At 47.0% G+C, this 24,007-nt stretch carries 22 protein-coding genes and 1 pseudogene; 3 read left to right on the top strand and 20 right to left on the bottom strand.

What is annotated here, in order from left to right; translation table 11 throughout:
* Positions 1–64: 64 nt before the first annotated feature.
* The 5 genes from ACR6HW_RS03580 to ACR6HW_RS03600 form a co-directional block, all read right to left on the bottom strand.
* Entirely contained in the window at positions 65–1,117 is a 1,053-nt protein-coding gene (locus ACR6HW_RS03580) for a response regulator transcription factor (RefSeq protein WP_455729796.1), read from the bottom strand.
* Between the two features lie 4 nt (positions 1,118–1,121).
* Complete coding sequence (locus ACR6HW_RS03585; protein ID WP_455729797.1) at positions 1,122–2,351, bottom strand: sensor histidine kinase; 1,230 nt, start codon at positions 2,349–2,351, stop codon at positions 1,122–1,124.
* 203 nt (positions 2,352–2,554) lie between these two features.
* Positions 2,555–3,649 carry a glycerol dehydrogenase gene (locus ACR6HW_RS03590; RefSeq protein WP_455729798.1) on the bottom strand — a complete coding sequence of 365 codons (1,095 nt, stop codon included), beginning with the start codon at positions 3,647–3,649 and terminating at the stop codon, positions 2,555–2,557.
* A gap of 109 nt (positions 3,650–3,758) precedes the next feature.
* Entirely contained in the window at positions 3,759–4,943 is a 1,185-nt protein-coding gene (locus ACR6HW_RS03595; RefSeq protein ID WP_455729799.1) for an anaerobic nitric oxide reductase flavorubredoxin, read from the bottom strand.
* Positions 4,944–4,957: 14 nt separating this feature from the next.
* The gene (locus tag ACR6HW_RS03600) at positions 4,958–5,602 is read right to left on the bottom strand and encodes a DUF542 domain-containing protein (protein ID WP_455729800.1); all 645 of its coding nucleotides are present in this window, start codon (positions 5,600–5,602) and stop codon (positions 4,958–4,960) included.
* Between the two features lie 116 nt (positions 5,603–5,718).
* On the opposite strand from ACR6HW_RS03600, the gene ACR6HW_RS03605 reads away from it, so the two are divergent.
* Positions 5,719–6,429 (top strand): Crp/Fnr family transcriptional regulator, encoded by a 711-nt coding sequence (locus ACR6HW_RS03605; RefSeq protein ID WP_455729801.1) that lies wholly within the window; start codon positions 5,719–5,721, stop codon positions 6,427–6,429.
* A gap of 583 nt (positions 6,430–7,012) precedes the next feature.
* Here ACR6HW_RS03605 and ACR6HW_RS03610 read toward each other — a convergent pair.
* The 6 genes from ACR6HW_RS03610 to ACR6HW_RS03635 form a co-directional block, all read right to left on the bottom strand.
* The gene (locus ACR6HW_RS03610) at positions 7,013–7,717 is read right to left on the bottom strand and encodes an SDR family NAD(P)-dependent oxidoreductase (protein ID WP_455729802.1); all 705 of its coding nucleotides are present in this window, start codon (positions 7,715–7,717) and stop codon (positions 7,013–7,015) included.
* 69 nt (positions 7,718–7,786) lie between these two features.
* Positions 7,787–8,302 (bottom strand): cob(I)yrinic acid a,c-diamide adenosyltransferase, encoded by a 516-nt coding sequence (locus ACR6HW_RS03615; protein WP_455729803.1) that lies wholly within the window; start codon positions 8,300–8,302, stop codon positions 7,787–7,789.
* A 125-nt stretch (positions 8,303–8,427) separates the two neighbouring features.
* On the bottom strand, positions 8,428–9,153 hold the full coding sequence (locus ACR6HW_RS03620) for a response regulator transcription factor (protein ID WP_455729804.1): 726 nt from the start codon (positions 9,151–9,153) through the stop codon (positions 8,428–8,430).
* A complete protein-coding gene (locus tag ACR6HW_RS03625; RefSeq protein WP_455729805.1) occupies positions 9,131–10,888 on the bottom strand; it encodes a cache domain-containing sensor histidine kinase in 1,758 nt (585 codons plus the stop codon). Before ACR6HW_RS03625 ends, ACR6HW_RS03620 begins: the two co-directional genes overlap by 23 nt.
* A 65-nt stretch (positions 10,889–10,953) precedes the next feature.
* A complete protein-coding gene (locus tag ACR6HW_RS03630; RefSeq protein ID WP_455729806.1) occupies positions 10,954–12,768 on the bottom strand; it encodes a flavocytochrome c in 1,815 nt (604 codons plus the stop codon).
* 123 nt (positions 12,769–12,891) lie between these two features.
* Complete coding sequence (locus tag ACR6HW_RS03635) at positions 12,892–13,674, bottom strand: hypothetical protein (RefSeq protein ID WP_455729807.1); 783 nt, start codon at positions 13,672–13,674, stop codon at positions 12,892–12,894.
* 338 nt (positions 13,675–14,012) lie between these two features.
* On the opposite strand from ACR6HW_RS03635, the pseudogene ACR6HW_RS03640 reads away from it, so the two are divergent.
* A pseudogene (locus ACR6HW_RS03640) lies at positions 14,013–15,334 on the top strand (phosphoadenosine phosphosulfate reductase).
* Positions 15,331–15,870, top strand: a complete 540-nt coding sequence (locus tag ACR6HW_RS03645) for an IbrB-like domain-containing protein (RefSeq protein WP_455729808.1) — start codon at positions 15,331–15,333, stop codon at positions 15,868–15,870. The pseudogene ACR6HW_RS03640 and the gene ACR6HW_RS03645 overlap by 4 nt, the downstream one beginning before the upstream one ends.
* Positions 15,871–15,973: 103 nt before the next feature.
* Here the strand turns inward: ACR6HW_RS03645 and ACR6HW_RS03650 are convergent, their stop codons facing one another.
* The 9 genes from ACR6HW_RS03650 to ACR6HW_RS03690 all read right to left on the bottom strand — a co-directional run bounded on the left by ACR6HW_RS03650 (position 15,974) and on the right by ACR6HW_RS03690 (position 23,894).
* Positions 15,974–16,210: a hypothetical protein gene (locus ACR6HW_RS03650; protein ID WP_455729809.1), complete on the bottom strand. Its 237-nt coding sequence runs from the start codon at positions 16,208–16,210 to the stop codon at positions 15,974–15,976.
* Between the two features lie 429 nt (positions 16,211–16,639).
* Positions 16,640–16,699 (bottom strand): hypothetical protein, encoded by a 60-nt coding sequence (locus ACR6HW_RS03655; RefSeq protein WP_455730859.1) that lies wholly within the window; start codon positions 16,697–16,699, stop codon positions 16,640–16,642.
* A gap of 7 nt (positions 16,700–16,706) precedes the next feature.
* Positions 16,707–17,057: a hypothetical protein gene (locus ACR6HW_RS03660; RefSeq protein WP_455729810.1), complete on the bottom strand. Its 351-nt coding sequence runs from the start codon at positions 17,055–17,057 to the stop codon at positions 16,707–16,709.
* A 14-nt stretch (positions 17,058–17,071) separates the two neighbouring features.
* Positions 17,072–17,200: a hypothetical protein gene (locus ACR6HW_RS03665; protein ID WP_455729811.1), complete on the bottom strand. Its 129-nt coding sequence runs from the start codon at positions 17,198–17,200 to the stop codon at positions 17,072–17,074.
* Positions 17,201–17,914: 714 nt separating this feature from the next.
* Positions 17,915–20,863 carry an Ig-like domain-containing protein gene (locus ACR6HW_RS03670; RefSeq protein ID WP_455729812.1) on the bottom strand — a complete coding sequence of 983 codons (2,949 nt, stop codon included), beginning with the start codon at positions 20,861–20,863 and terminating at the stop codon, positions 17,915–17,917.
* A gap of 62 nt (positions 20,864–20,925) precedes the next feature.
* The gene (locus ACR6HW_RS03675) at positions 20,926–21,747 is read right to left on the bottom strand and encodes a hypothetical protein (protein WP_455729813.1); all 822 of its coding nucleotides are present in this window, start codon (positions 21,745–21,747) and stop codon (positions 20,926–20,928) included.
* A gap of 277 nt (positions 21,748–22,024) precedes the next feature.
* The gene (locus tag ACR6HW_RS03680) at positions 22,025–22,393 is read right to left on the bottom strand and encodes a hypothetical protein (RefSeq protein WP_455729814.1); all 369 of its coding nucleotides are present in this window, start codon (positions 22,391–22,393) and stop codon (positions 22,025–22,027) included.
* A 371-nt stretch (positions 22,394–22,764) separates the two neighbouring features.
* Positions 22,765–23,733 (bottom strand): helix-turn-helix domain-containing protein, encoded by a 969-nt coding sequence (locus tag ACR6HW_RS03685; RefSeq protein WP_455729815.1) that lies wholly within the window; start codon positions 23,731–23,733, stop codon positions 22,765–22,767.
* Positions 23,734–23,738: 5 nt separating this feature from the next.
* Positions 23,739–23,894 (bottom strand): hypothetical protein, encoded by a 156-nt coding sequence (locus ACR6HW_RS03690; protein WP_455729816.1) that lies wholly within the window; start codon positions 23,892–23,894, stop codon positions 23,739–23,741.
* Positions 23,895–24,007: the final 113 nt, after the last annotated feature.

The following is a 24,007-nucleotide window of genomic DNA, read 5'->3' on the forward strand; positions in this document are numbered from 1 at the left end:
TTGAGGACTTTTTTGCAGTACCGCTTAATCGCAACGGTATTTTTTTGCCGTCTTATGGTGTTTTTCAGATGAGCCAGCGGGTGTTGGACAGCTCGTGATAGCGGCTGAGAAGCGATTTGTTCGCCTTTTTACCCGACTGTACGGTCTGGCGATAGTCGTTTGGCGTCTGCCCGATAATCTTCTTAAACACCTTGCTGAAATAGTTGGCTTCGTTAAAACCAAAGTCGAAGGCGATGGTGTTGATTTGGTCGTCGGTCTGCGCCAAGCGCAGACAGGCCAACGCTATTTTACGGGCGGCGACATAGTGGACAAAGGTGTCCCCCACTTCGCTTTTAAAGCGCTTGCTGAAATAAAAGGCGCTGATGTTCATGTACGCTGCAACTTCTTCAAGTGTGATGTTTTGATGGATATGGTACTCGATGTAATTGACAGCGTAGTCCATTTCATTTGGATAGCGCACCAGTTTTTGCTCGATAATGGCGCTGAACACAGCACTTAAAACGGTGTCGATAAACGCGAGGTGTTCTGTCGGCCGCATCTGTTCGTCAGCAAGCGTTTTCAGCGCCTTCATCTGCGGTGCCTCTAAATCGATTCGGTAGTATTGAACCGCTTCCAGCAGGCGTTTTACCACGGCTTCCACGGCGAACGCCTCCGGCGTTATCAACTGATTCAACAACGCGCGGGTTTTTCGAACATCGCCTTTTAAAAGCGCCCGCTGAAACGCCGCCAGCGGGTCTTCACGCTTCTCTGAAAGGGCCTCTGCGGCGTTTTCAAGCGCCCGTCTGATTTTTTCGGGGCGCGACGGCTTTAGAAGGTAGTCGTCAGCATGGATGCGCACTGCGCGCTGTGCGAGCTCAAAGTCGTTGTAAGCCGTTAAAATAATGACGACAGTGCCGGGCTTATCAGCTTTGATGCACCGACTGGCTTCGAGGCCGTCGAGCCTGGGCATTTTGATGTCCATAAAGACCACGTCGATAGCGTGTGACCGAACCATTTCAGAGGCCTCAATACCGTCGGTGGCCTCATAGACGACCCCTACTGTCTCAATTTCGGATAGTGTAATTTTTAAAGCTTCCCGTTCCAGTCGCTCGTCGTCGACAATCAATACCTTGTACATGGTCTCAGTCCTTTGGAATTTTAACCGTCACCCGCGTCCCGCGGTTGAGAGGGCTTTCGATTTTGAGGTGATAGGCGTCGCCGAATCGATGGACAAAACGCCGGTCTACAGTGGTTAGCCCCGTACCCGCCGAACCGGTTTTAGACGGTTTGTACGTGCCCGCCATAATTTGATTGATAACGGCTTTCGGAATGCCTTTGCCGTTGTCCTCCACAATAATGTAGGCGTTGTCCACATCGCTTTTGGAACTGACTTTCAGGGCGGCACCCTGTGTCATTTCAAAGAGCCCGTGTTCAATGGCATTGGAAACAATGGGCTGAATAAACATAAACGGCACCCTGAGGTGTTTCAGATTCGGGTCGATGTCAATGGTAATATCGATTCGGTCGCCCAGTCGCGTCTTCTGTATTTGCAGGTACTTGTTGTTGTAGTCCAGTTCTTCTTCCAACGTGACCATATAGTGCATTTTGTTTTGAATGGTGTAACGCAACATGTCCGACAAAGCGTAGATCATCTTTGAAGTCTCACCGGCCTCTTCAATGACGGCGAGGCTGTTGATGGTGTTGAGGACGTTAAAGAGGAAGTGGGGGTTCACCTGGGACTGTAAGAGCTTCAGTTCGGATTCTTTAAGATTTTTTTCCAGAGACATGCGGCGCTCCATTTCGGCGAGGAGCTGGCTGTTCTTATCGACGAGCACCTCCTGTATCCTGCGGTTAAACGCCTGCTCCACAATGTGATTGGCGACGACGTACATCAGTTTAGCGGCGCTCTCCACCTCCTGCGCGGTCATCACTTCAATAGCGTCGTAATGCCGTTTCAGTTCGGGGTCAGCGGCTAACTGCGCTTCAATAAAACCGTCGTCTACAGAGACGATTGGCCGGTACCGATTGTCGTGGACTTTTACCTGTCCCGCTAGAATTGACCCGAGGTATTGGCCCTCGAACAGAATGGGGACTGCGAAGTCGACGAGTCCCGTATGGCAACGATAAATATGCGGCTTTTGCGTCCGCGCCGCCTCGACACCGCCGTGTGCATCCGACTTAAAGCACATCCTGCGACAGCGACCGTCTTCTCTGAACTTGCTGCAAAATTTAGTGAAGTTGCTGTACGCGGTAATGGGATCGCCTTTGTAGTCCACAGCGACGACGGCGAGCCGCGTGACTTCTGCAAAATTGTCCTGAAGCTCTTGAAGCTGTTCTATGTCGACAATATCTCGAATGCCGATATTTTCCATGCGCCCCTCCTTTGTATTTTCTGAATCTTATGTTAATTGTATCATTAATTGTACATTGGACACTAATTTTTCTACGAATTCCGTATAAAAATTTCTCTTTTTCGCAAAAATCTACTCTTAGAGCCCGTAAAAAAAGAGCCTCAATGGCTCTTTCCTCAAAACCGTTTGTGCAGCAAAAGAGCGCCGTACGGCGCTCTTAACTTTTATGCGAACAAACAGCCGAGGCCATCTGCGGTTACTATCGCGGCGTAGACATCGTCCGCCGTCACTTTAAACGGCATGTTGTGAATGGTTTCACCCGGCACTGTTGCAGCTTCTGCAACGCGTCTCAACGCCGCTTCAGAAGCGCCTTCGGCCCCCATGTCTTTTAGGGTTGTCGGCAAGCCCATTGTTCGGCAGAACTTCACGATTTTTTGAATTTCCTCCAGTGGTGCGTTTTCGAGGACGAGTTGTACCAAGGTGCCAAACGCCACTTTCTCCCCGTGGTACAAGTGGTGACACGCTTCAAGCGTCGTCAACCCGTTGTGAATCGCATGAGCCGCTGCCAGTCCGCCACTTTCAAAACCGATGCCGCTCAAATAGGTGTTCGCCTCGACGATTTTTTCAAGCGCCTTGTTGGACAGCTTGTTTTCAACGGCAATTTTCGCTTTTAGTCCCTCGGACAACAAGAGATTGTAACAAAGTTCCGCCAGTGCAAATGCCCCCTCTGTAGGCAACCCGCCTGACATCGTCGTCGATTGGGAACGCATGGTGGCACGGGCTTCAAAATACGTGGCCAGCGCATCGCCAATCCCCGCCACCAACAGGCGAACCGGCGCCTTGGCAACGATGTCGGTGTCCATGAGCACAACAGTCGGATTGGTTGGCAATATCAAGTATTCGTCGAAGACGCCGTCTTCTGTATAGAGTACGGAAAGTGCGCTACACGGCGCATCTGTGGAAGCAATCGTGGGAACGACCACCACCTGAACACCCATGTAATAGGCCAGCGCTTTGGCCGCATCCAGCGTCTTACCGCCGCCGATGCCCACGATGACGGTACAGCCCGCGTCAGTGGCAATCCCCTTCAGTCGCTCAATTTCAACCTTCGAGCACTCGCCTTTAAATGTCGCAGCAACATGTGCTGTACCGTGCTTTTCAAACGAAGCCTTTACTGCCGACTGCGTCATTTGCATTACGAAATCATCTGCTACAATCAATGCTTTGTCACCATAGGCGCCTGCATAGCGACCGAGAACTTCGAGAGCCCCTGCGCCTTGAATGTACTTGCCCGGTGATGCAATCATTTTTAATGCCATAGTTGTCACACCCTTTCAAATTTTAGTTGTGAAAAGTATAACATCCAAACGGCATTTTGCCGTATACTTATTTGTTCAGATAGGGGACATCTATGTGCACGCCGCATCTCTACAGCTTTTCAGCAAGTTTTACACCGTATGCTCTACAAGCGGCGCGCGCCGCCTCATCCGGTTGCCATAAAATGCCGAGCCCCTCTTCAAGAACTTCAAAGCCACAGCTCCGCAATTGTTCGGTCATTATTTTAGGGGACTCACCGCTCCAACCATAGGAACCGAACCCCGCTGCTTTCTTGCCTTTAAATCTAAGCCCCTTAATCATCTCAAGCATTGACGCCATCCCCGATAAGATGCCCTTGTTAATGGTGGACGACCCCGCCACAATGAGTTTGGACTTAAAGAGCTCGGCTATAACGTCGTTTTTATCGGCCTTGCCCACATTAAAGAGTTTGATGTTCAGCGTCGGGTCGACAGATTGAATCCCAGCGGCAATCGCTTCTGCCATTTCCTTGGTGGCATCCCACATGGTATCGTAAATCAACGTTACTTGATGGGTGCTGTAAGCCTTGGCCCATTCGAGGTACTGTTCGACGATTTGCACCGGGTTGTCCCGCCAAATCACGCCGTGAGACGGACAAATCATCTCTACCGGTAGATTGAACCCCAGCACTTCTTCAATTTTCTTAGTCACCAGCGGACTAAATGGCGTCAAAATATTGGCGTAATACTTGAGCGCTTCTTGGAAGAGCTCCGCCTGGTCGACGCAATCGTTGTACATGTATTCGGAAGCGTAGTGCTGACCGAAGGCATCGTTGCTAAAGAGGACTGCGTCTTTGGTGTAGTACTCGAACATGCTGTCCGGCCAGTGGAGCATCGGCGCTTCTATAAAGATCAGTTTGCCCGCCCCGAGGTCCAGTGTGTCGCCGGTCTTGACGGTGACGAAATTCCAATCTTGATGGTAATGCCCTTTTAGGGATTTTACGCCATTTGCCGTACAATAGATCGGCGTGTCGGGAATTGCCTTCATTAGCTCGGGCAAACCGCCGCTGTGGTCAATTTCCGCATGGTTGGCGACAATGTAGTCGATTTTGCTCAAATCCACGGTCTTTTTAAGTTCCCTGACAAACGCTTTGTCAAAGGGTTGCCACACGGTGTCAATTAGCGCTGTCTTTTCGTCTTCAATGAGGTAGGCGTTGTAGGACGATCCCCTGTGCGTAGAATACTCCTCGCCGTGGAACTTCCTCAACTCCCAGTCGATTTTACCCACCCATTTGATGCGCTCGTTAATTTGAAACATAAACGGTCTCCTTTCTACTCAAATCGCTTAAAAAGTATGTTGTTTTCCGTATGCACATGCACATACATATCCGCCACAAAGGCTTTGAGTTCTCCATACACGTGTCTATAGGTGTTGCACCCGTCGCCAGGTACTGTAAAGTGGTCTGTCAGCGTCGTAATGTCCGCCAGTGCGTCGCCAGCTTGGCTGTGCTCTGCCTCGAGTTCTGCAATCAGTTCTGCACTTGCCGGGTCACCGGCTTCCAATCTCGGAAACAGCTTAATCTCCTCTTTTGCCAAATGGGCTTCTAAGTCGAGTTTCAGCATGCCGAACACTTGGTGCAACTGATAGAGTTCCGGATGGTTTTCGCCGTGCACCCGAAGCAGTTTGAGAAGTTGAGCGGCCAATGGGTCCATTGCCGACTTGAGATAGGCGTGATGCGTGGTGCGTATCTGTTCTATTAGCGCCGGTGTCGAGAGGTCGACGCGCTTCACAGCATCGGCCTTCTGAGCCTCTGGCGGCCTCTTTTCATAGGTGGCTACTGCTTCAAGTGCCGCTTCATCCTCTGAAATGGCACGGTCTCCACCACAGCAAAAATCCACGCCATACGTCATATAAACCCCTGCCAACTCCGGAAATCGGTTGACGCTTTCACCTATTGTCATCGTGCGGTCTATCATAATTGTCCTCCTTCAAATATGTTCTGTTCACAACTCTAGCTTAGCACGAACAACCGTTTAAAAATGTGATTTGCCTCACACCTCTGTGATATAATGCTTTTATGAGGAGGTTTTTTATGAAAAATACAGTTTACAACGGGTGCATGACTTGCGGTCACGAACTCTGCGCCAAAAAAGTTTCTCTTTTTTCAAAACTCGACCCCGACCAGCTTCAGGCGGTCATCGCTTTGATTGAGCGCAAACGGTACAAAAAAGGGGCAACGATCCTGCGCCTCGGCGATGCCTTCGACAGGCTCTTCATCGTCAACCACGGCAGCCTCAAAGCCTGCACTTACGGTGAAGACGGCAAGGAACATATCCTCTATATCCTAGGCGACGGCGACAGCCTCGGCGAACTCTCTCTTCTAAAACTCGAAGCGGCCCCTTACGATTTAATTGCCCTCAAGGAATCCTACTTGTGCACCATCCCGAAGTCGAGCTTCGACGCCTTTGTCAAAGCAAACCCGGAGATCACTCTGGCCATTTTGGAATCCGCGCACGAACGCATCCGTTCCCTCGAAAAGCTCGTCGGTGCCATCGCCAGCAACGACGCCGACACCCGTCTCAAATTTCTCATCCAAAACCTCATGACGCGATCCGGCACCCCTGTGGAAGGCGGTATTTTGATAACAGAACATTTGACGCGCGAGGACATGGCCAATTTCGTCGGTGTGACCCGAGAGACGATTAGCCGCAAACTGTCGCAATTAACAGCTGAGGGCGCTTTAAAGCTGGTGGACGGCAAGAAGCTCATGGTTCTCAACCCAGAACGCTTCACCACTGTTTAAAAGGGGACGGTTCTTTTGTGCACCTACTCGATGTCCCGTTATGCGACAAGTGTTGCAATCTGAGGATGTAGCGCGGACTGATGTAGCGCGCTGCTTTTATCATAACCAACGGATGCCCCTGGTGGTTTTTTGCTGTGAACCCGTTTGAATTTTTGCTGTACGAATGGCCACATGCAAGTGCTGTGAACGTGTAACTGATTTGTGCTATGTAAAATACTAGGCGATTCCGGCACAAAAGAACCGTCCCTTTGTGATAACGACACGCTCTATGAAAAACCCCCAAGCCGACGTGAGGCTTGGGGGTTTTGATGGTCTTTGTTGCGCAAAGCGACCAAGGGGGACGGTTCTTTTGTGCACCTGCTCGATGTCCCGTTATGCGAAAAGTGTTGCAATATGCGGATGTAGCGCGAACTGATGTAGCGCGCTGTTTTTATCATAACCGCTGGATGCCCCCGGTGTTTTTTTGCTGTGGACCCGTTTGAATTTTTGCTGTACGAATGGCCACATGCAAGTGCTGTGAACGTGTAACCGATTTCCGCGATGTAATATATTAGGCGATTCCGGCACAAAAGAACCGTCCCTTTTAAAGATACAGCATGCGTTTGGTCATACCACCGTCGACAACCAAATTGGCGCCGTTAATAAAATCGTTTTCAGGTGCACTAAAAAATAAACAGGCATTGACAATATCCCTCGGCTTACCTACGCGACCGGACGGATGCTGAGCGTGATCCTCAGGAGAAAGCGCCTCGTAATGTTGCGTCTCAATCCACCCAGGACTAATCGTATTTACCGTGATTGGCGTTTCTCTCAATGACACACACAGCGAATGCGTCATTGAGACCAGCCCACCTTTGCTAATGCCGTAAAGATCCCACCCCGCCTCATTTTGATGAAAGCGCGTAGAGGCAATATTGATAATTCGACCATACGTTTCGCCTTTATTGGCCGTGACAAAGTGCTGCGACAAGAGGTACGCCGCTCTTAAATTCACCGATATAACCGTTTCCCAGTCTTCCAAGGTCGTCTCCACCAGTGGTTTAACAAAACTGGATACCGCTGCGTTGTTTACCAGAACATGAAGCGGACCGTCAATGAGCTTAATCACTCTTTCAATCTCCAATGGGTCACTGAGGTCCGCAGGGTGAAATTCGACTGCTTCCGGCAATTGCCTATGGCGCTTAGCATCGACTGCGATAACGCGATAGCCTGCTTCTAAATAGCCCATTGTCAAATGGTAGCCAATGCCGCCAGTGGCACCTGTAATTAATGCCGTCTTCTTATGCATAACCATGCCTCGCTTTCTTTTTTACATATTTGGTAAAATATATAGGATTTCGGCACAAAAGAACCGTCCCTAAAAGTCGATGCCCTCTCTCGACAAAACCCCTTTCTCATAATAGTGCTTTTGCTCTTTCATCTCCGTTACGAGATCGGCATAAGCCGTCAATGCCTCTGGCGCATAGCGCCCCGTAGTAACCACTTCGACAAAAGGGGCTCTGTTTTCAATGGACTCTATAAGCGCTTTGACGTCAATGAGTTTAAAATAGAGCGCAATGTGCACCTCGTCTAGAATCACCACATCGTAAGTACCGGCGTGCATATGTGCCGCACAGCGATTCAGCGCCTCGGAGGCTTCGCGACAGTCCTCCGCATTTGGCGAGCGGTCGATAAAACAACCGACGCCCAACTGCTCGATATGGATGTTGGGCATTACCTCTGCGATTTTTGTTTCACTATACGCCATATCCTTCACAAACTGACCGATATACACCTTTTTACCTGCACATGCCGCACGTACAGCGAGACCAAAAGCCGCTGTTGACTTGCCTTTCCCATTGCCCGTATAAACTTGTACATACCCTTTTTCCATAACCGTTCCTCCAATTTAAAAGCGATGACCGTTGTCAACTCAGCAAATTAGCGCCTCTACACGCGCTAATTCAATTTTTACATATATGGTAAAATATATAGGATTCTAGCACAAAAGAACCGTCCCTAAAATCTGCCTTGCTTGTACTCAAGGGGCGCAACGCCCATTTTCTTTTTAAACACCCGACTGAAGTAATGCTGACTGGTGTAACCTACAGCCGCTGCAATTTCATACAGCTTGACTTCTGTAGCCTCTCCCGTCATCAACTCAATGGCGCGGTTAAGACGCACTTCCGTCAGATAATCCACAAACGACATATCCAGCTCTTGTCGCATCAAGCGCGTCAAATACGACGGACTCATCTGAAAAACATCCGCAACGCCTTGAAGCGTAAGCTCGGGATCGTCGTAATAGCTCTCAATGTGACGCATCAGCCGAGCCACAATTGCGGAAACCGTCGCCGGCGCCTCTGGCGAATGTACTTTGTGCAACTTTCTAACAGACGTCAGCACCGCCTCCATCTTCTGTTTAGTCACTGGCTTTAGCAAGTAATCGTGTACATGCAGTTTAACAGCTCTCTGTGCGTATTCAAAGAGGTCGTAGCCCGTGACAATCACCACAATCACATCGGGTAAAAAAACTTTAACCTGTTCAATAAAATCCAGCCCATTGAGAAACGGCATGTTGAGATCCGCAAAGATAACGTCGGGTTTCTTCTCACGCGCCAACGTTAAAGCCGTCTCCCCATCAGGTGCTTCAGCCACAACTTGAACCCCCATGTTCAACCCCGTAATCATCTTTGACATCCCCGTTCGAATGCGCTTTTCATCATCGGCGATTAAAATTTTCATAAGCAGCCCCCTCCTCTAAGATGGGATGACACAACGTGACGCGCGTACCGACTTGCGGCGTACTCTCTACCGATACCCCATATTCTTTGCCAAACGCCAATTGCAAGCGCTTGTGAACATTAAAAAGGCCATAGCCGTCATAAGTAGCCTGCTGGTAGGTTTCATCAAGCATCCGGCGAACCGTTTCTAAGCGCTTAGGCGACATGCCCACACCGTCATCAGTCACTGTCATAACGAGGTGTTCATCGGAAACAGTCACCTCGATGGCAATATGTCCCTTAGCGCGTTTGGTTTTGATACCGTGGTAAATGGCATTCTCCACAATCGGTTGAAGGAGAAGTTTCATTACGGGAAGTGATTCGAGGGCGCTGTCACAAATGATGGCGTAAGTTATCTGATCATCGTATCGAACTTTCTGAATAAACAGGTAGTGCTGTATATGAGCGATTTCACCTTTCAAATCGATTATTTCCCGCCCGCGGTTGATGGACAGTCGCAGGAGTTCAGAAAGCGACGTAATCATATCGGCCACATCTTCAGCGTCGTAATCCAGCGCCATCCAGTGGATAGTATCCAACGTGTTGTAAAGAAAATGCGGGTTGATTTGCGACTGGAGCGCCATGAGTTCTGCCAGGCGCTTCCCCTGCTCTTCACGATACACCTTTTGCATCAGCGACTCAATTTGAACAATCATTTCATTGAAGCTCTCACCGAGGCGCCCGATTTCATCACCGCTGGGATTTTCACAGCGCACCGTGAGATCGCCCCCTTCTGCAATGGCCATTAACCCCTGCATCGCCTTCACAGGCCGTACAATGGAACGCGCGATGACAATGGCGACGCCCAAGGCACAAGCACCCATAAGCCCCCCTAGAATCGCAATGCTTATCACCAGTTGATGGGTTGGGGCATCTATGGCTTTTTCCTCTATAATAATCCCGACTGACCAACCGTCAGCGCTGGGAATTGGCGCATAAAACACGCGACTGCTCACGCCGTCGGGCATGGTAATCGGTGTCATGCCCGAGCCGCCATTCAGCATTTCCGCCGACACGCGCTCAAATCCTACATACCCGTAACTCGCCGCTTTGTGAATATTAAACGGCGTGTTCTGTGCGTCAAAACGCTGAGTCAAAATATCGCCGTTTGCATCGCATATCCAGCCCGTGCTGTCGTAAAGTGCAATTTCAGAAGCCACATCTGAAAGGCGCGACAAACGGATGGCCCCATTGACGAACCCTACCTGATTACCCGCGGCATCTCGGATGGCGTGAATAATCACCACGATGGGCTCGTTGTTAGACTTGGATATAATCGGTTCGCTGACGACATAGTCGAGATTTTCTGATGTGATGCGCTTAAAATAATCGCGGTCGCGAATATCGATGTAGATGTCGTCACTCGTCCAAGCGTCTCCGTCTAAAGTGGCAATGGCAAACGATTCAAACTCTTCTCGATGATTTGCCCCCAGCGCGCGTAAGTATTGGCGCGTTCTGGCTATATTCATAGCGACGAGCGGGGTGTTCTCAGTGATGACTTTGAGCTCTCCTGTACGCTGCTGAAGCCATCCGTCAATTTGAGCCACCTTGGCTTCCACCAGCTTTTCCGTTAGCGTCTCCGTCAACACCGCGTTGGTCTTCTTTACTTGTCCGTTGATGAGCAGTAACAGACCTACGACAGTTGCAACAATCAACAGCGCAAAACTGCCTGCGATTTTTAGCCATAGCGATTTCATATTCTCCCTCTTTCGAAACGGCGAAAAGGCCGCCTCCATTTCGAGACAGCCTATAAGTCTTTTCTTTATTTTACTACATTTTCGCCGGCAATTCTACCAAATACCGCAAGGTCTGTAATCGCATTGCCGCCGAGACGGTTTTTGCCGTGAATACCACCGGTGACTTCACCTGCTGCAAAGAGGCCTTCAATAATTGCGCCGTCAGCAGTGAGCACGTGTGCATCGGTATCGATGACAATACCACCCATTGTATGGTGCACAGATGGCGCCACTTTTTGGATGTGGAACGGTGCCTGTGTCAATGCAATGAGGTCGCCTCTTCTATTGAAGTCTTCATCTTTGCCATTTTCCGCATACGCGTTGTATGTTTCTACAGTGGTTTTTAGCTGCTCAGCTGGGATATCGAAATAAGCAGCGAGTTCTTCTAAAGTATCGGCTTTATAGAGTTCACCATTTGCCATCAACTCTTCGTACTCTTTCATATAGTTTTCCATATGGCTCTTTTCTGTAATCGTCTGATCCCAGATTAGGTAACCGTACGCGTCGCTCTGCGCTAAAATCGCTTTGGAAATAACATCTCTTCTATCGAGCTCCTCTACAAAACGCTTGCCTTCTTTGTTGATGAGAACAGCACCGTCAAAACGCGTGTCTGCCACATAGGACAAGATACCAGTACGCGGGCTGCACGTCGGATACGTCTGGATATAAGACATGTGCATGGTGTCGGCGCCAATGGCCTCAGCCATGACGATACCGTCACCTGTTGTGCCCTCTTGATCTGTCGACATATAGCGTTCATCGTATTCTGCGTTGTGTGTTTTGCGCATTTCGATATTGGAACCGAAACCGCCTGTTGCCAAAATGACGCCTTTGTCCGCAAAATACACCATCGGCTGTTTGCCTTTTTGCATAGCTTCTACGCCCACAACGCGGTTGTTTTCATCTGTGAGCAGTGTTTCTGCTTTTGTCTGTGTTATAATTTCGATGCCCAGTGCTTCTGCTTTGGCTTTTAACTTGCTGATAAGTTCATAGCCTGAACCACCTTTTGGGAAAATAGCACGTGGAACAGAGTGTCCCCCGAACTGCATCAAATAGTCCGGCTGGTACTCTACTTGAACGTCGTCTTTAAGCCATGTCGCTGCGCTTAAAGCGTTTTGAGCCATTGTTGCCACCAACTCAGGCGTCCCTTCGTTGTCGCCGCCTTTCAGCGTATCTTCAGTGTAAAGTTCGATGCTGTCTTCAACAGCTTCATGCTCTTGCACCCAGCTGTTCGGCACGTTCATCTCGCCACCTGAAAGCAAAGTGTTGCCGCCGACAAAGCCCATTTTTTCAATAACGACCACACTTGCGCCAGCTTCTTTTGCCGTTATAGCGGAAGTTAAACCCGCGCCACCTGCGCCAATAACGACGACGTCGAACGTCTCTTCAATTGGCGCCAGTGTTTCACTCTCTCCATCTGATTTGGCATTGAGTTGTGCTTCTGTTGCACCGGCCTTAATCATTGCATCGGTTATAGCCGCAATAAGGCCTTCACTGGTATACGTTGCGCCGCTTACAGCATCAACGGCTGCACTGTTGTTGGCCACAACTTCGTCGATAATCTCTGTGATGGCCGCATCGCTAATACCTTTTGTGTCTTCATTTTCAATGAGCTCAATTGATTTAACAGCGCCGTTTTCGACGGTGAGATTGACTTTGATGTCACTGTCTTTACCGGCACCGATACCTTCATAAACGCCGTCTTTCATACCCTCAGCTGTTTCGTTGTCTGTTGCTTGTGTTTCATCAACTGCCGGTTGGTCGGCTTCTGCTGTTTTGCCACAGCCGACAGCCGTAAACACAAGTGCGCACACTAAAAAAAGTGCAAAAAACTTTTTCATGGTGATTACCCCTCTCCTAATTGATCTTTCAAATGATTGTTTTGTTTTTAACAATCTAACATTTCTTATTATAGAGGTTTTAAACATAAAAGTATTTACACTTTCTTGTTTCTTTTTGCACTTTTATGAACTGGTGCCTATCCATTTGCGGATTAACGTCGCGTCCAACTGCATGGGCATGCTCTCCATGATGCCGTCGTGATAAACCGTTATGACATCCCCTACTTTGAGCTCTGATAAGTTAACCTCCAGCACAGCACTTTTCGTTCTACAGATATAGGGCTGGTTATCTGCATCTCGTAACTGAAGAACCATCTCCCCGTCATCCGCTCTTTCTATGGCGTCGACAGCCAGCACAAGTTTTGTGGACTCGTTGTATAGCGTCATCAAAACCGGTGAAGTTCCTACGAGCGCATAATCGACCGATACTTCAGTCCCCACTTCCAAATCGATGTCCGTCGGCGTGGCAAGTGTCAGTTGTTCTTGCGGTGTCATCATCACAATCCTCTCAGAAGCGACTTCCGTCAGCTTACCTGTGGCCTTAAACAACAAATCGCCCTCAGAAGTATGGGTATTTTCAAAAGACTCTCGGATATAAGGTTTTAATACCTGCTTGTCCGCGTCCACGGCAAGTTGAACATTTTGGCCGAGGTAAAATGTCTCTGACGTATTGTCGTAGTCGTATACGCCAACAGTATCCCCAGTGAGCAAGTGAACATTCCCCTCTCCAAAAGCCCGTATAGTTCCGATGACAACCTGCTCCCCCACATCTTCTCGCCTTACGACCTGTGACGCTTCTACTGGGGTATTGTCTGCAACAATTGACTGTTGGTCTTTAGGGGCCCTTGAGCATCCCGCAACCGTCAGCAATAGCGCCGCCAAGTAAGCAGCAGTTGTTTTTTTCATGGATAATCCTCCTCTTAAATGTGTACATATGGTCTATGTATTCAGCAACTGCGTATTAGACGCCACAGTCGGTCAAAAAGTTCCACGTCCACTATTTTGGATAAGCTTATACGAATTAACAATTAATTCACAAAAAAATAGGAACTCTTTCAGCCCCAATACGTCCTAAGGGCATACTAGTTTCGGAGAAGCCACCGATATCGAACATTTTAATCCTCCCGGTTTGAAATGCGTCTGTCTAATCCCCCCTGATTTCGGATGTTAAGGTGGCTTTTTCGAATGTCCGAAACCATCTCCCCTAAGTCACTTGTTTACAAATTTGGAAAGAGGCGCTCGTTATGAAGAAAAAAACACTCGACATCGACGTTTATGAGGCTTTTCAAGAGAGAATGAACTTCCTCTTTGAATCGTTTGACAACATTTACATTGCATTCAGCGGCGGCAAGGACAGCGGCTTACTGCTTCAAATGGTATTGGACTATAAAAAGCGCCATCACATCACTCAGCCCGTCGGCGTATTTCACCAAGACTTTGAAGCGCAGTACAAAGTCACCACACAGTACATTGAGAAGATGTTCGAAGACCATATGCACGAGATAGATCCCTACTGGGTTTGCCTACCCATGGCAACCCGAACAGCTTTGAGCAATTACCAAATCTATTGGTACCCTTGGGACGACGAAAAACAAGCACTTTGGGTCAGGCCGATGCCGGACAACCCCTATGTCATCCATATGAAAAACAACCCACTGTCCTTTTATCGGTATAAAATGCTTCAAGAAGATTTGTCCAAACAATTCGGCAGATGGTACAAGAAAACGCACGGCAATAGGAAAACCATCTGCCTTTTGGGAATGCGAGCGGATGAATCGTTAAACCGCTACAGTGGGTTCCTAAATAAAAAACACGCCTACGAGCAATGCTGTTGGATTTCAAATCAATTTAAAAACGTTTGGACGGCCTCGCCACTTTACGACTGGACTGTATCGGATGTATGGACAGCGTACAGCCGATTTGGCTACGCATACAACCCACTTTATGACCTGTACCACAAGGCGGGTCTCAAGCCGCGTCAGATGCGAGTAGCATCGCCATTTAACGATTATGCAAAAGAAGCGCTGAACTTGTACAGAGTCTTGGAACCCGAGACCTGGAGCAAACTCGTAGGGCGCGTCCACGGTGCGAATTTCACCGCTCTATACGGCAAGTCTAAAGCTCTAGGCGCTCGAGACATCGTATTGCCAGAAGGCCATACTTGGAAATCCTATACGCATTTTTTATTGGACACATTGCCGGCGCCTCTTAAAGAGGCGTATGTGAAAAAGTTTAAAACCTCTATAGACTTTTGGCACAGAACAGGTGGCGGTCTGTCGGAGACCATTATTTTAGAGCTCATTGAAAACGGCTATAAAATCAGACGAAACGGCGTTTCAAATTACACACTGGATAAAAGTCCAGAGTCGTCTTTCTTCAACCCATACCGGACAACACCGATGATATCAAAAGTACAAAAGACGTCCCTTCTTGGAAGCGGATGTGCCTGTGCATATTAAAGAACGACCACCTTTGTCGTTCTATGGGGTTTGGACTGAAACGCCACGAACAGATGACAATCAATTGCATTAGAAAGAAATACAAAATCTTGGAGGATTGGATATGAAGTTTACAAGTCCGGTTTACAAAGTCGTCCCCGTGCCACTGGAAAAAATCGTGGCCAATACTTACAACCCGAATGCAGTTGCACCTCCGGAGATGGCATTGCTTTACGACAGCATTAAAGAAGATGGCTTTACGCAGCCCATCGTCTGTTATTATTCAGAAGCGCACGACACTTACACCATTATCGACGGCTTTCATCGCTACCGGATTATGAAAGAACACGAAGACATCTACAGACGCGAGAAGGGCGTCCTCCCCGTCGTGATTATCGACAAGCCTTTTGACGAGCGCATGGCCAGCACCATTCGGCACAATCGGGCGCGGGGGTCACATGATGTCGATTTAATGAGCACAATTGTCAAAGAGCTTCACGCAATAGGAAGAAGTGATGCCTGGCTTGCAAAACACCTTGGAATGGACGCCGATGAAATCCTCAGGTTAAAGCAAATCACGGGATTAACGGCTTTGTTTCGCGACACGGAGTTCGGCAAGGCGTGGGTACCTGTAAGCGACGAGGACGACGGGGCCGAGAAGTAAGCCTTCCGTTTTAAAAAGGCGTAAGGGGTTTATGTACCGGGCAAACCGACAACAGGCCTGCATATGGCGCTATTAAACAGTTTGCCTTGTAGAGCATGGCACCTCATACGAGTTTCGCGCCAATGGCCTTATACGCCATTGTCCTTATTTTATTCAGTTTTTTAAAGTTCTCTTCAAAAGAAATAGAATCGGCTTGCTCAAGACCTTTTGAAAAATCAATTGCATAGTGACTTATAGCTTCCGGATACAGTCCAATAACATGTACCTGATTCCAAGTTGGGTATTTCGAGTTGTGATAGAACACAGAAATTGTAACACCATGCTGCATGTTACACGACATAAAACGGCTTTTTGTCTCTGTTTTGCGCCTTTTCTCCCGGAATCAGACACGATCCCCCCCTTTTACTAAAGGCGCCTGTTTGAAGTTGTCGGCACCCCAAGCAGCTAATTTGCCGTTTTCATTTACCGCTACTAGCGTCGCGGATGTTCCCGAGACTTTACCCACTTCTGGAATTTGTCAAAATATCCCATCTGTTTTAAACCCTAAAAACACGACTTCTCGGTCGTAAGTGAGACCGATAAAACTCTCACCGGACATGGCGACTTTGTCGATTTGACCTTAGTATTGGTGAAATTCATAGTAATCGTTTGTTCTGGAGTTACCGAAGAAGAATGTTTTACCACCTTCTGTTATTAAAGACTAACTTTGGCAACCTGTACAAACCTCTTTGATGTTGCCGAGCTGTGCAACCTCAGGTGGGATGCCCGATTATTTTTGTCTGTCATTTCCCCAAGAAAAGAGTTTGCCTTCCGCATTCACAGCGAGCACGTGGTCGTTACCAACGGCAAACTGAAAACGTCGGGCCTATGTCAATTTGCTTGATGTTGCCGTCGATCTCTTTTGGCACTTTCATCATATCAAATCCCGGCGGTACATTGACTTGGCTCGATTCTGAATACGAGAGGTCGACCGGTCGCAACTTCGGTCCGATAACCACCGTTAAAAACACCAGTAAAAAGATACCGAGCGCCGTCATGCCAACACGATTATCTGAAAAAGTTTTAAGTACGGTGGCAAAAGGGCTCTGTATGACCTCTTCTTCATATATGGACAACGCTTTTTTAGTTGTAATAAACCGAAAGCGTCTTGGTTCTTTAGAACAATTTCTTTTTGATTTGTTACGCATGCATACTCTCCCCCCTACTTATTGACGCGCACTCTAGGGTCTACAAGCCCATAGCTCAAGTCGATAATCAAGTTGGTCAACAAGGCGATGATAACGTAGAACGGTTGAAGTGCAATGGTGACGTTGTAACCTTGGTTAACCAACGATTCGTACAGGAACTTGCCTTTAGAATACGCGTCGGGACCGACGAGCCTGTATGCCGCGGTGTTGTCCCCACCTAAGTCTGCAACAAACTTGCTGTTCCACAGTAAAAGATTTGCAACATAGTGTTCCGCTTTAATTTCTTTGCCGTTGCTGAACTTAAGCCCTGGCTTAATGTTCCACGTGTAGGTTTTTATTGTAATCTTCTACGACGGTATACTCGCCTTCAAAAGTCAAAGCCACATCCTAAACCATTGGCGGATAATTTCTTCCCTTCTATCTTTCATCCCCATTGACTCCTTTAGTTTGATTTATGTATAGAGATAGCGCCTTATAAAGTCTGTCAAACAGAGTAAGAGACGCTATTTACAGGTGACCACTGGCATCTTCACTATGGCGTCAATAGTTGAAGCAAATCGCCGGGCGTTTCTAAAGTACAAGTGACTTTTTTAAACGCATGCCTGTTTTTTGCGCCCCATTTAACAAGAGCAAACGTCACGCAACTCGCTTCAGCGCATTCTAAATCATAGACGGCGTCGCCGATGTATACGACTCAATCAAGCGTGGTGCCCATCTGTCTCATAGCCTCTAATAAATGCGTTAAGCCAAAGGGCATCGACAACAACTTTTAGTTGCTGTGTCGATGCCCTTTAACCTCTTATCTAACAATCACAGGACTGCTGCACCGAGCATCTGCTGACTGAGACGTTCAACAACTACTTTACGCCTGCTTTGACATCGATGTAAGAGGTCGAAGTCAGGAACAAATTGTTTTTAACATCTCTTAAACCTTCACCAATAATGAGTTTTTGATTTTGTGTCACATTGTTTAGAGGTTTGCCTGCGCCGTCTTTTTGCTCAACAAGCTTCAAACGAATGGTCGCATCGTTGTTGTCTGTTACGACTTCTTTGATGGTGAAACCATCTACAGTGAACTTGTCAAGGCTGATATATTGCTTGGCCATCGGCTCGGTAAATTGAATATCCAACGTATCCAGCGATCCATTTGAATCGTCATCGTAAACTTTAACCGCTTTGACTTGGTTGCTGTCTTCTACAATTTCAGGAGCGATTTTATCTTCAATACCCGCTGTGATAACAACTTTTGAAGGGTCTGCCGTATTTGGCTTCATTTCCTTCGGAATATCCATTTCTTTTACAGCACTTCCGTAAGAATCTTTAAAACCGTTGTAATTAATGACGAGTTTTGCTTTTTCCGCTTTGGTGTTGTAGAAGTCCGCTTTATTGTTCTCAAGCGTTACAACGGTTTTGCTGCCTTCGTATTCTTGTGTCAAAGTAAACTCACTGCTGTCGCTGCCGTTGTTCATTAAGAATGAACCTTCCGACAAATCGACGAGCTTGTCATTAAACGTAATCACCAACTTGTTTTTAGCAGTGGCTTTTACAGATTCCAACTGCACTTTAAACGAAGCAACGTCTCCTTCCACCTTCTGCTGAATTGGCTTAATCACATTGCCAGCCAAATCCTTGACATTGATGACTTGAAGTTTAACCGGCGCTGTTTTTTGAGCCGGACTTTCGATGTACGCTTTAAGCTCTTTTGCTTGTGCGTCAGTCAATTGAACTTTAACTTTTTCATTGTCGTTGTCAAAGTCGACACTTTCTGTCAGAACGACGAGATTTGTGCCATAGACCAAAGAGTAATTTGATGCCACAAGAGCGGTTTGACCGTCAACACCTTCAGAGAACTGAACAATCAGCTCCTTCGTCGAGAATTCATCGTTTTTACCCGATACAGGTTTCAAGTTGTGGTAAGCTCTTGACACTGAAGGTGATGTTTTGTCTGTGATTTCAACCATAACGGTTTCGCTTTCAATCTTAGTGCCCGCTATGCCCAGTTCTCGTATATTTTTGACGTTGAGAGTTACTGTTTTACCTGCTAATTTTTGATTCAACGTCAGCTCGATGTTTTTATTGTCTTTCGGATTAACCGTCACGATGAGACCTGAAATGGTCTTACCATCTTGATCGAGTACTTCAAAATTCTTGCTGGAGATTTCTGTTGTCTGAATCGCTTTGTTAAACTTGACAAGAATCTTGTTTTCTTCTCTAACTTCAGTTTCAAACGCCAGCTGTGTTGTATCCGACTTAATCGTTACCGGAAGTGTAATGTCACCGAGCTTGTTGCCCCAGTTGTCTTTAATTTCCGCACCGGATATACCGACGTTGACAGTGCCCTCAGGCAGAGGTCTGTTCTTATCTTGGTTTTTCTCGTTGGCATCGTAGAACTTAATATATACTCTGTTGACAGAATCTGAGGTCTTAATCTCTTTGCTCATTTCCATGTCGCTGTAGATGCCAAGGGATTGCCATGCGTTAAATGTGTGGTAGAAATACTCTTTCTTGAGACCGTTTACTGGCTTGTCAAAGTCGATAACCACGTAATCTTGCTCTGCTTTCACAATAGAAGCCACTGGTGGTGTTTCATCTTTTGCGTAAGTGAATTCCAAAGTCGCCGCAACATTGGCGTAATCGGCATAATCTTTGAAGCCCGTTACTTTAACAGCGTAATTCTTGCCTTCTATAAAGTTGCTATACGCTTTTACAGAAACTGTTTTGCCACTAACTGTTGTGCTATTGCCTACAATGGTGTTTTCTTGCTTAATTTCAATAGTGCCGGCTGTCTTAATCGGTTCATTGAACGTGATTTTCAAGTCCCTAGGTCCCGTTACCTTAACTTCTTTTGCCTCAGGTAAATCCCGGTCAAAAGCTGTGAAATCTTTAGTTGTCTTAGCGATTTCAGTGCCGTTGACAGGTTTTACTTTTTCTACACTTAGCGTGTAGGCACCTTGGTTGGAAAGGCCGTCACCATCGACGGTCAGAACAGCTGTATTGCTTTCTAAAAGAGCCGCTTTTGCTTTAATGGTAGATGTGCCTTTTTTAATAACAAAGTTGGCATCTTTTACGGTTTCACGATCGACCTCTTGATTAAATTCCACTTTTACTTCTTTTAAGTTTGATGCCGTCGGTGTGAAATCCAACTCAGTAGGAACAGGTTTTTCAGGTTCCAATTTACCGAGTTCAACGCCAAGTGGAACATCTGATCCCTTCGATGGTACTTCGCTTACAACTGTCCAAATAGTTTCAAAAGCACGCCCTCTTGTGAGATCGCCCTCAGGCGCTGTGAAGCCCACTTCAGCGGCGTCTTCTACAACAGTTTCCCATTTGGTTTCATATTTGAGTACTCTTAGCATTGCTGTTAATAACGCTTTGCCGGTTACAGCTTCTTTAGGCATAAACTCATTCTTTTCATTACCTTTTAGCCAACCTTGTTCAGCGGCGTACGCCACATATGGCAACGCCCATTTCCCGATGTCTTTGGCATCTTTAAACGTAACATTGCCTTTAAAAGCAACTGCTTCATCGGCTTTTCCACTGAGCTCGGCAAGTATTTTTGCCAGTTGCTCTCTTGAAAATTCGGAATCCTCCATAAGGTCACCGCCGGTGCCTCCAGAGATGAACCCGTAGTGCTTGAGCTTTTCACCTGCGGTTCCAGCTGGCACATTGCCTACTTCCAGTTGATCGCTTGTTTCACTTTCCGGCAACTGCGGGTCTTTTTCATTAGATTGATCGCCAACGGCAAATGCCGGAATCATCCCAAGTAACAGAACGAGCGATAGTACGATTGACATTACTTTCTTCATGTGCGAATCCTCCTTTAATCAGTAGATAATCCGTTTTCAAACAAGTAAAGCCTTTCTATTGCTTAGCGAATTAAAGTAGCATTAATCTCTTTGGGGTTCTCAGAAGTGCCGTTATGGTAAATTGTCAACACGTCACCTTTTTCAATTTCAGAAATGTTGCGTTCGATATTAGCGTCTTTTGTGTAACAGGTATAACTCTTCTCACCTGCTTTAACAGTCAAAATCAGTTCGCCTTCTTCAGAACGATCAATTTTCTCTACAGAAGCTTCCAGCTTATTGGCTTCGTCATACAACTCGATTAATTGTGCTGTTTCGCCAAAGTTTGCGTACCAACCGGATACCTCTGAACCGACTTTTATTTTAAGTTCCGGCGATGTACTGATTTCAACTATTTCGTCACCGCTGTTTACGACAAAGCTCTCAGCTTTGACTTCTTTCACAACACCTTTAAATGGCAACATCTTATCGCCCATAGATGTGAACTTAACACTGAAATCATTCTCTAAATAAGGTACGACCACTGCTTTTTCTCCGTTGAGCTCAACACTGACCCACTGGCCTAAATAGAGCGCTTTGTCTGTATTTTCAACGGTATAGCGTTCGACGATATCGCCTGACACGACATCCACTTGATCGCCCTCAATTTGAACAATTTCACCAATAACAGCAGACGCTGCTTGTTCGCCGTCTACTTCTTTGTTTTCCTCAGATACGTTGATAGCGGTGTTGTCACCGGCGCCGTTAGTGCTAGCGCCTTCTGAACCTTCTGTTTCAGTACCGGCCGGATTTTCTACCGATGGCGTTTCTTCTGTCGGCGTCGACGAACAGCCGACCACCACCCACAACATCATTGTGGCTATTAAAACTGCTAGTGCTTTTTTCATGAAATACCTCCTTTAAAATACATGACTTGTATTACGACTATGTGATTAAGACGAAAGATGCAAGAAAAAGTTCCTTATTTTGAATGTTTTTTATGTTCAAACTCTCTTTTTCAAGTCTTTTGACACAATAGTTGTAAACAGTTAAAAGCGCCGCCATTCGGCGACGCTTTTATTTTATCTTAACTATGATTATAAGACGCCTTTTTAGAGTCTAATTAATTTAGAGTTTCCTACACTTCGTTAATCAGTTCTTGTAATTGTCCATACGCTTTTCATTCTAATCTAAATAAATGGCTTCTCTATTCGCCACCTTTTGCCGGCGCGTCACTTCCAGGGGTACTTTCAGAGTCATCTCCCGGAGGGGTTTCACTGCCAGTTTTTTTTCAGAGTCGTCTCCTGGAGGGGTTTCGCTGCCAGGGGTGCTTTCTGAGCCATCTCCCGGAGGGATTTCTCCGCCTGGGATACTTTCTGAGCCACCTCCCGGATGGGTTTCTCCACCAGGCATGCTACCTCCCGGTTCAATCTCTGATCCGCTGTCCGGTGGCGTAGAGATGTCAGGTGGTGGGGTTTCTTCAGTTTGGGTCGAACACCCGACGACAAACCACAACATCATCAGAGAAATTAATACTGTCACTATTTTCTTCATGCTCTTACCTCCTATTCGATGCTTATACTTGTAACTGACTACTGCCTTAAGACGGAGGCCTCTTTGAGAAAGTTCCAGTATTTTTTGTATATTCATTTTAAGTTAACAATTCGTTCATTTAACGACAAAAAGGGACGGTTCTTTTGTGCCATTTACAGCGTATAGACGTCCTTAGCAATTGAAAATACTTAGTTTCAACCAATACCTATACCGATTCGTGCCCGTCGCTGGGAAACTGTTATCGTATCGATGTGCTGCAAATACTACAAAACCAGCAGATTGTCAAAATGCTCTTACAGACTGGCTTAACAGCAATCGGACGTCTATAAAATTGTAAAATACTAGTGGATTTCGGCACAAAAGAACCGTCCCTAATGGAGTTCTCTATACATCGTTGGGGCAATCCCAAACGTCTTTTTAAAGACCTTGCTGAAATAATTGGACTCCGCATAACCGAGCTCATAGGCGATGGTTACAACAGAATCTTCTGTCTGCGTCAAACGGCTACAGGCGATTTCCATTTTTCGCTGAGTAACGTAATTTACAAAATTGCAGCCTGTTTTGCGCTTAAAAAACTTACTGAAATAGTACACGCTGATGTTCATATAACTTGCAACCGCCTCCAACGTCAGCCTTTCGCAAACGCGGTGCTCAATGTAGTTCAATGCGTAGTCGATTTCCCGATTGTATGTTGCCAGCTTATTGTCGACGATCGCTTTAACTAATCTCTCAAAGGTATCCTTCAGAATGAACGTGTTTGTATCCATCACCTTGACATGTGGTAGCAACACCGGTAAGGATACTTCGGCACCGTAATACTCGATGCCCTCTTTGAGAACACCACGCAGTTTGCGGCACTTGGCATACCCTGTAGGACAGCTGTTGACAAGCCCTTCAAACGCTTCTTTAGCCCCGCGAATATCGCCTGCTTTCAACGCTTTTCGCAAATCGTTAAACAGACTTTCACACAGGCGTTTTTCTTTCGTAGCTACGCCGCATAGGACATTTGTAAACTTACTTCGGTCGAAGGGCTGATGAAGGTAATCGTGACACTTCAGTTTGAGTGCACAACGTGCACACTCGAAATCCGGTGTGGCCGAGAGCACCACCATGGGAATTTCTTCTTCAAAGGCACGCACCTGCCTGCAAGCGTCTACCCCCTCGTCTCTAGCGTGTTCCAAAACGGCAAAAACCATGTCCACAGACGCCTTCTTGAGACATTCAATGGCCTGAGCGCCGCTGGAAGCAGCCACTACACGGCTGACGCTTTCTACCGTTTTAAGGGTGGCGGCGTATTCTGAATACCGCGCTCTAGGCTCTATTAATAAAACAGTGTACATGGGTGTCACCTGTCTGTATTAGCGTCACCATCGTCTTCTTCGGCACCGCTTTCTTCTATATACTTTGGTAAAAAGAGCGGCTCTCCCATTAGAATGAGCCAGCAGTTTATTTCTTCCACAGAGCGCATCAATGGGTCTTCCATGCTGTATTGTCTGACCATCGTCAACTCCCTTCTGAATTAATTGATATTGAATTTCACTGTCTTTGACAGTATACTATGAGAGTGGATCTCTTGTCTGTCTAAATTTATACAACCGCTCATTTTGAAGGAGG

The organism is Fusibacter sp. JL298sf-3 (genome assembly GCF_053842995.1).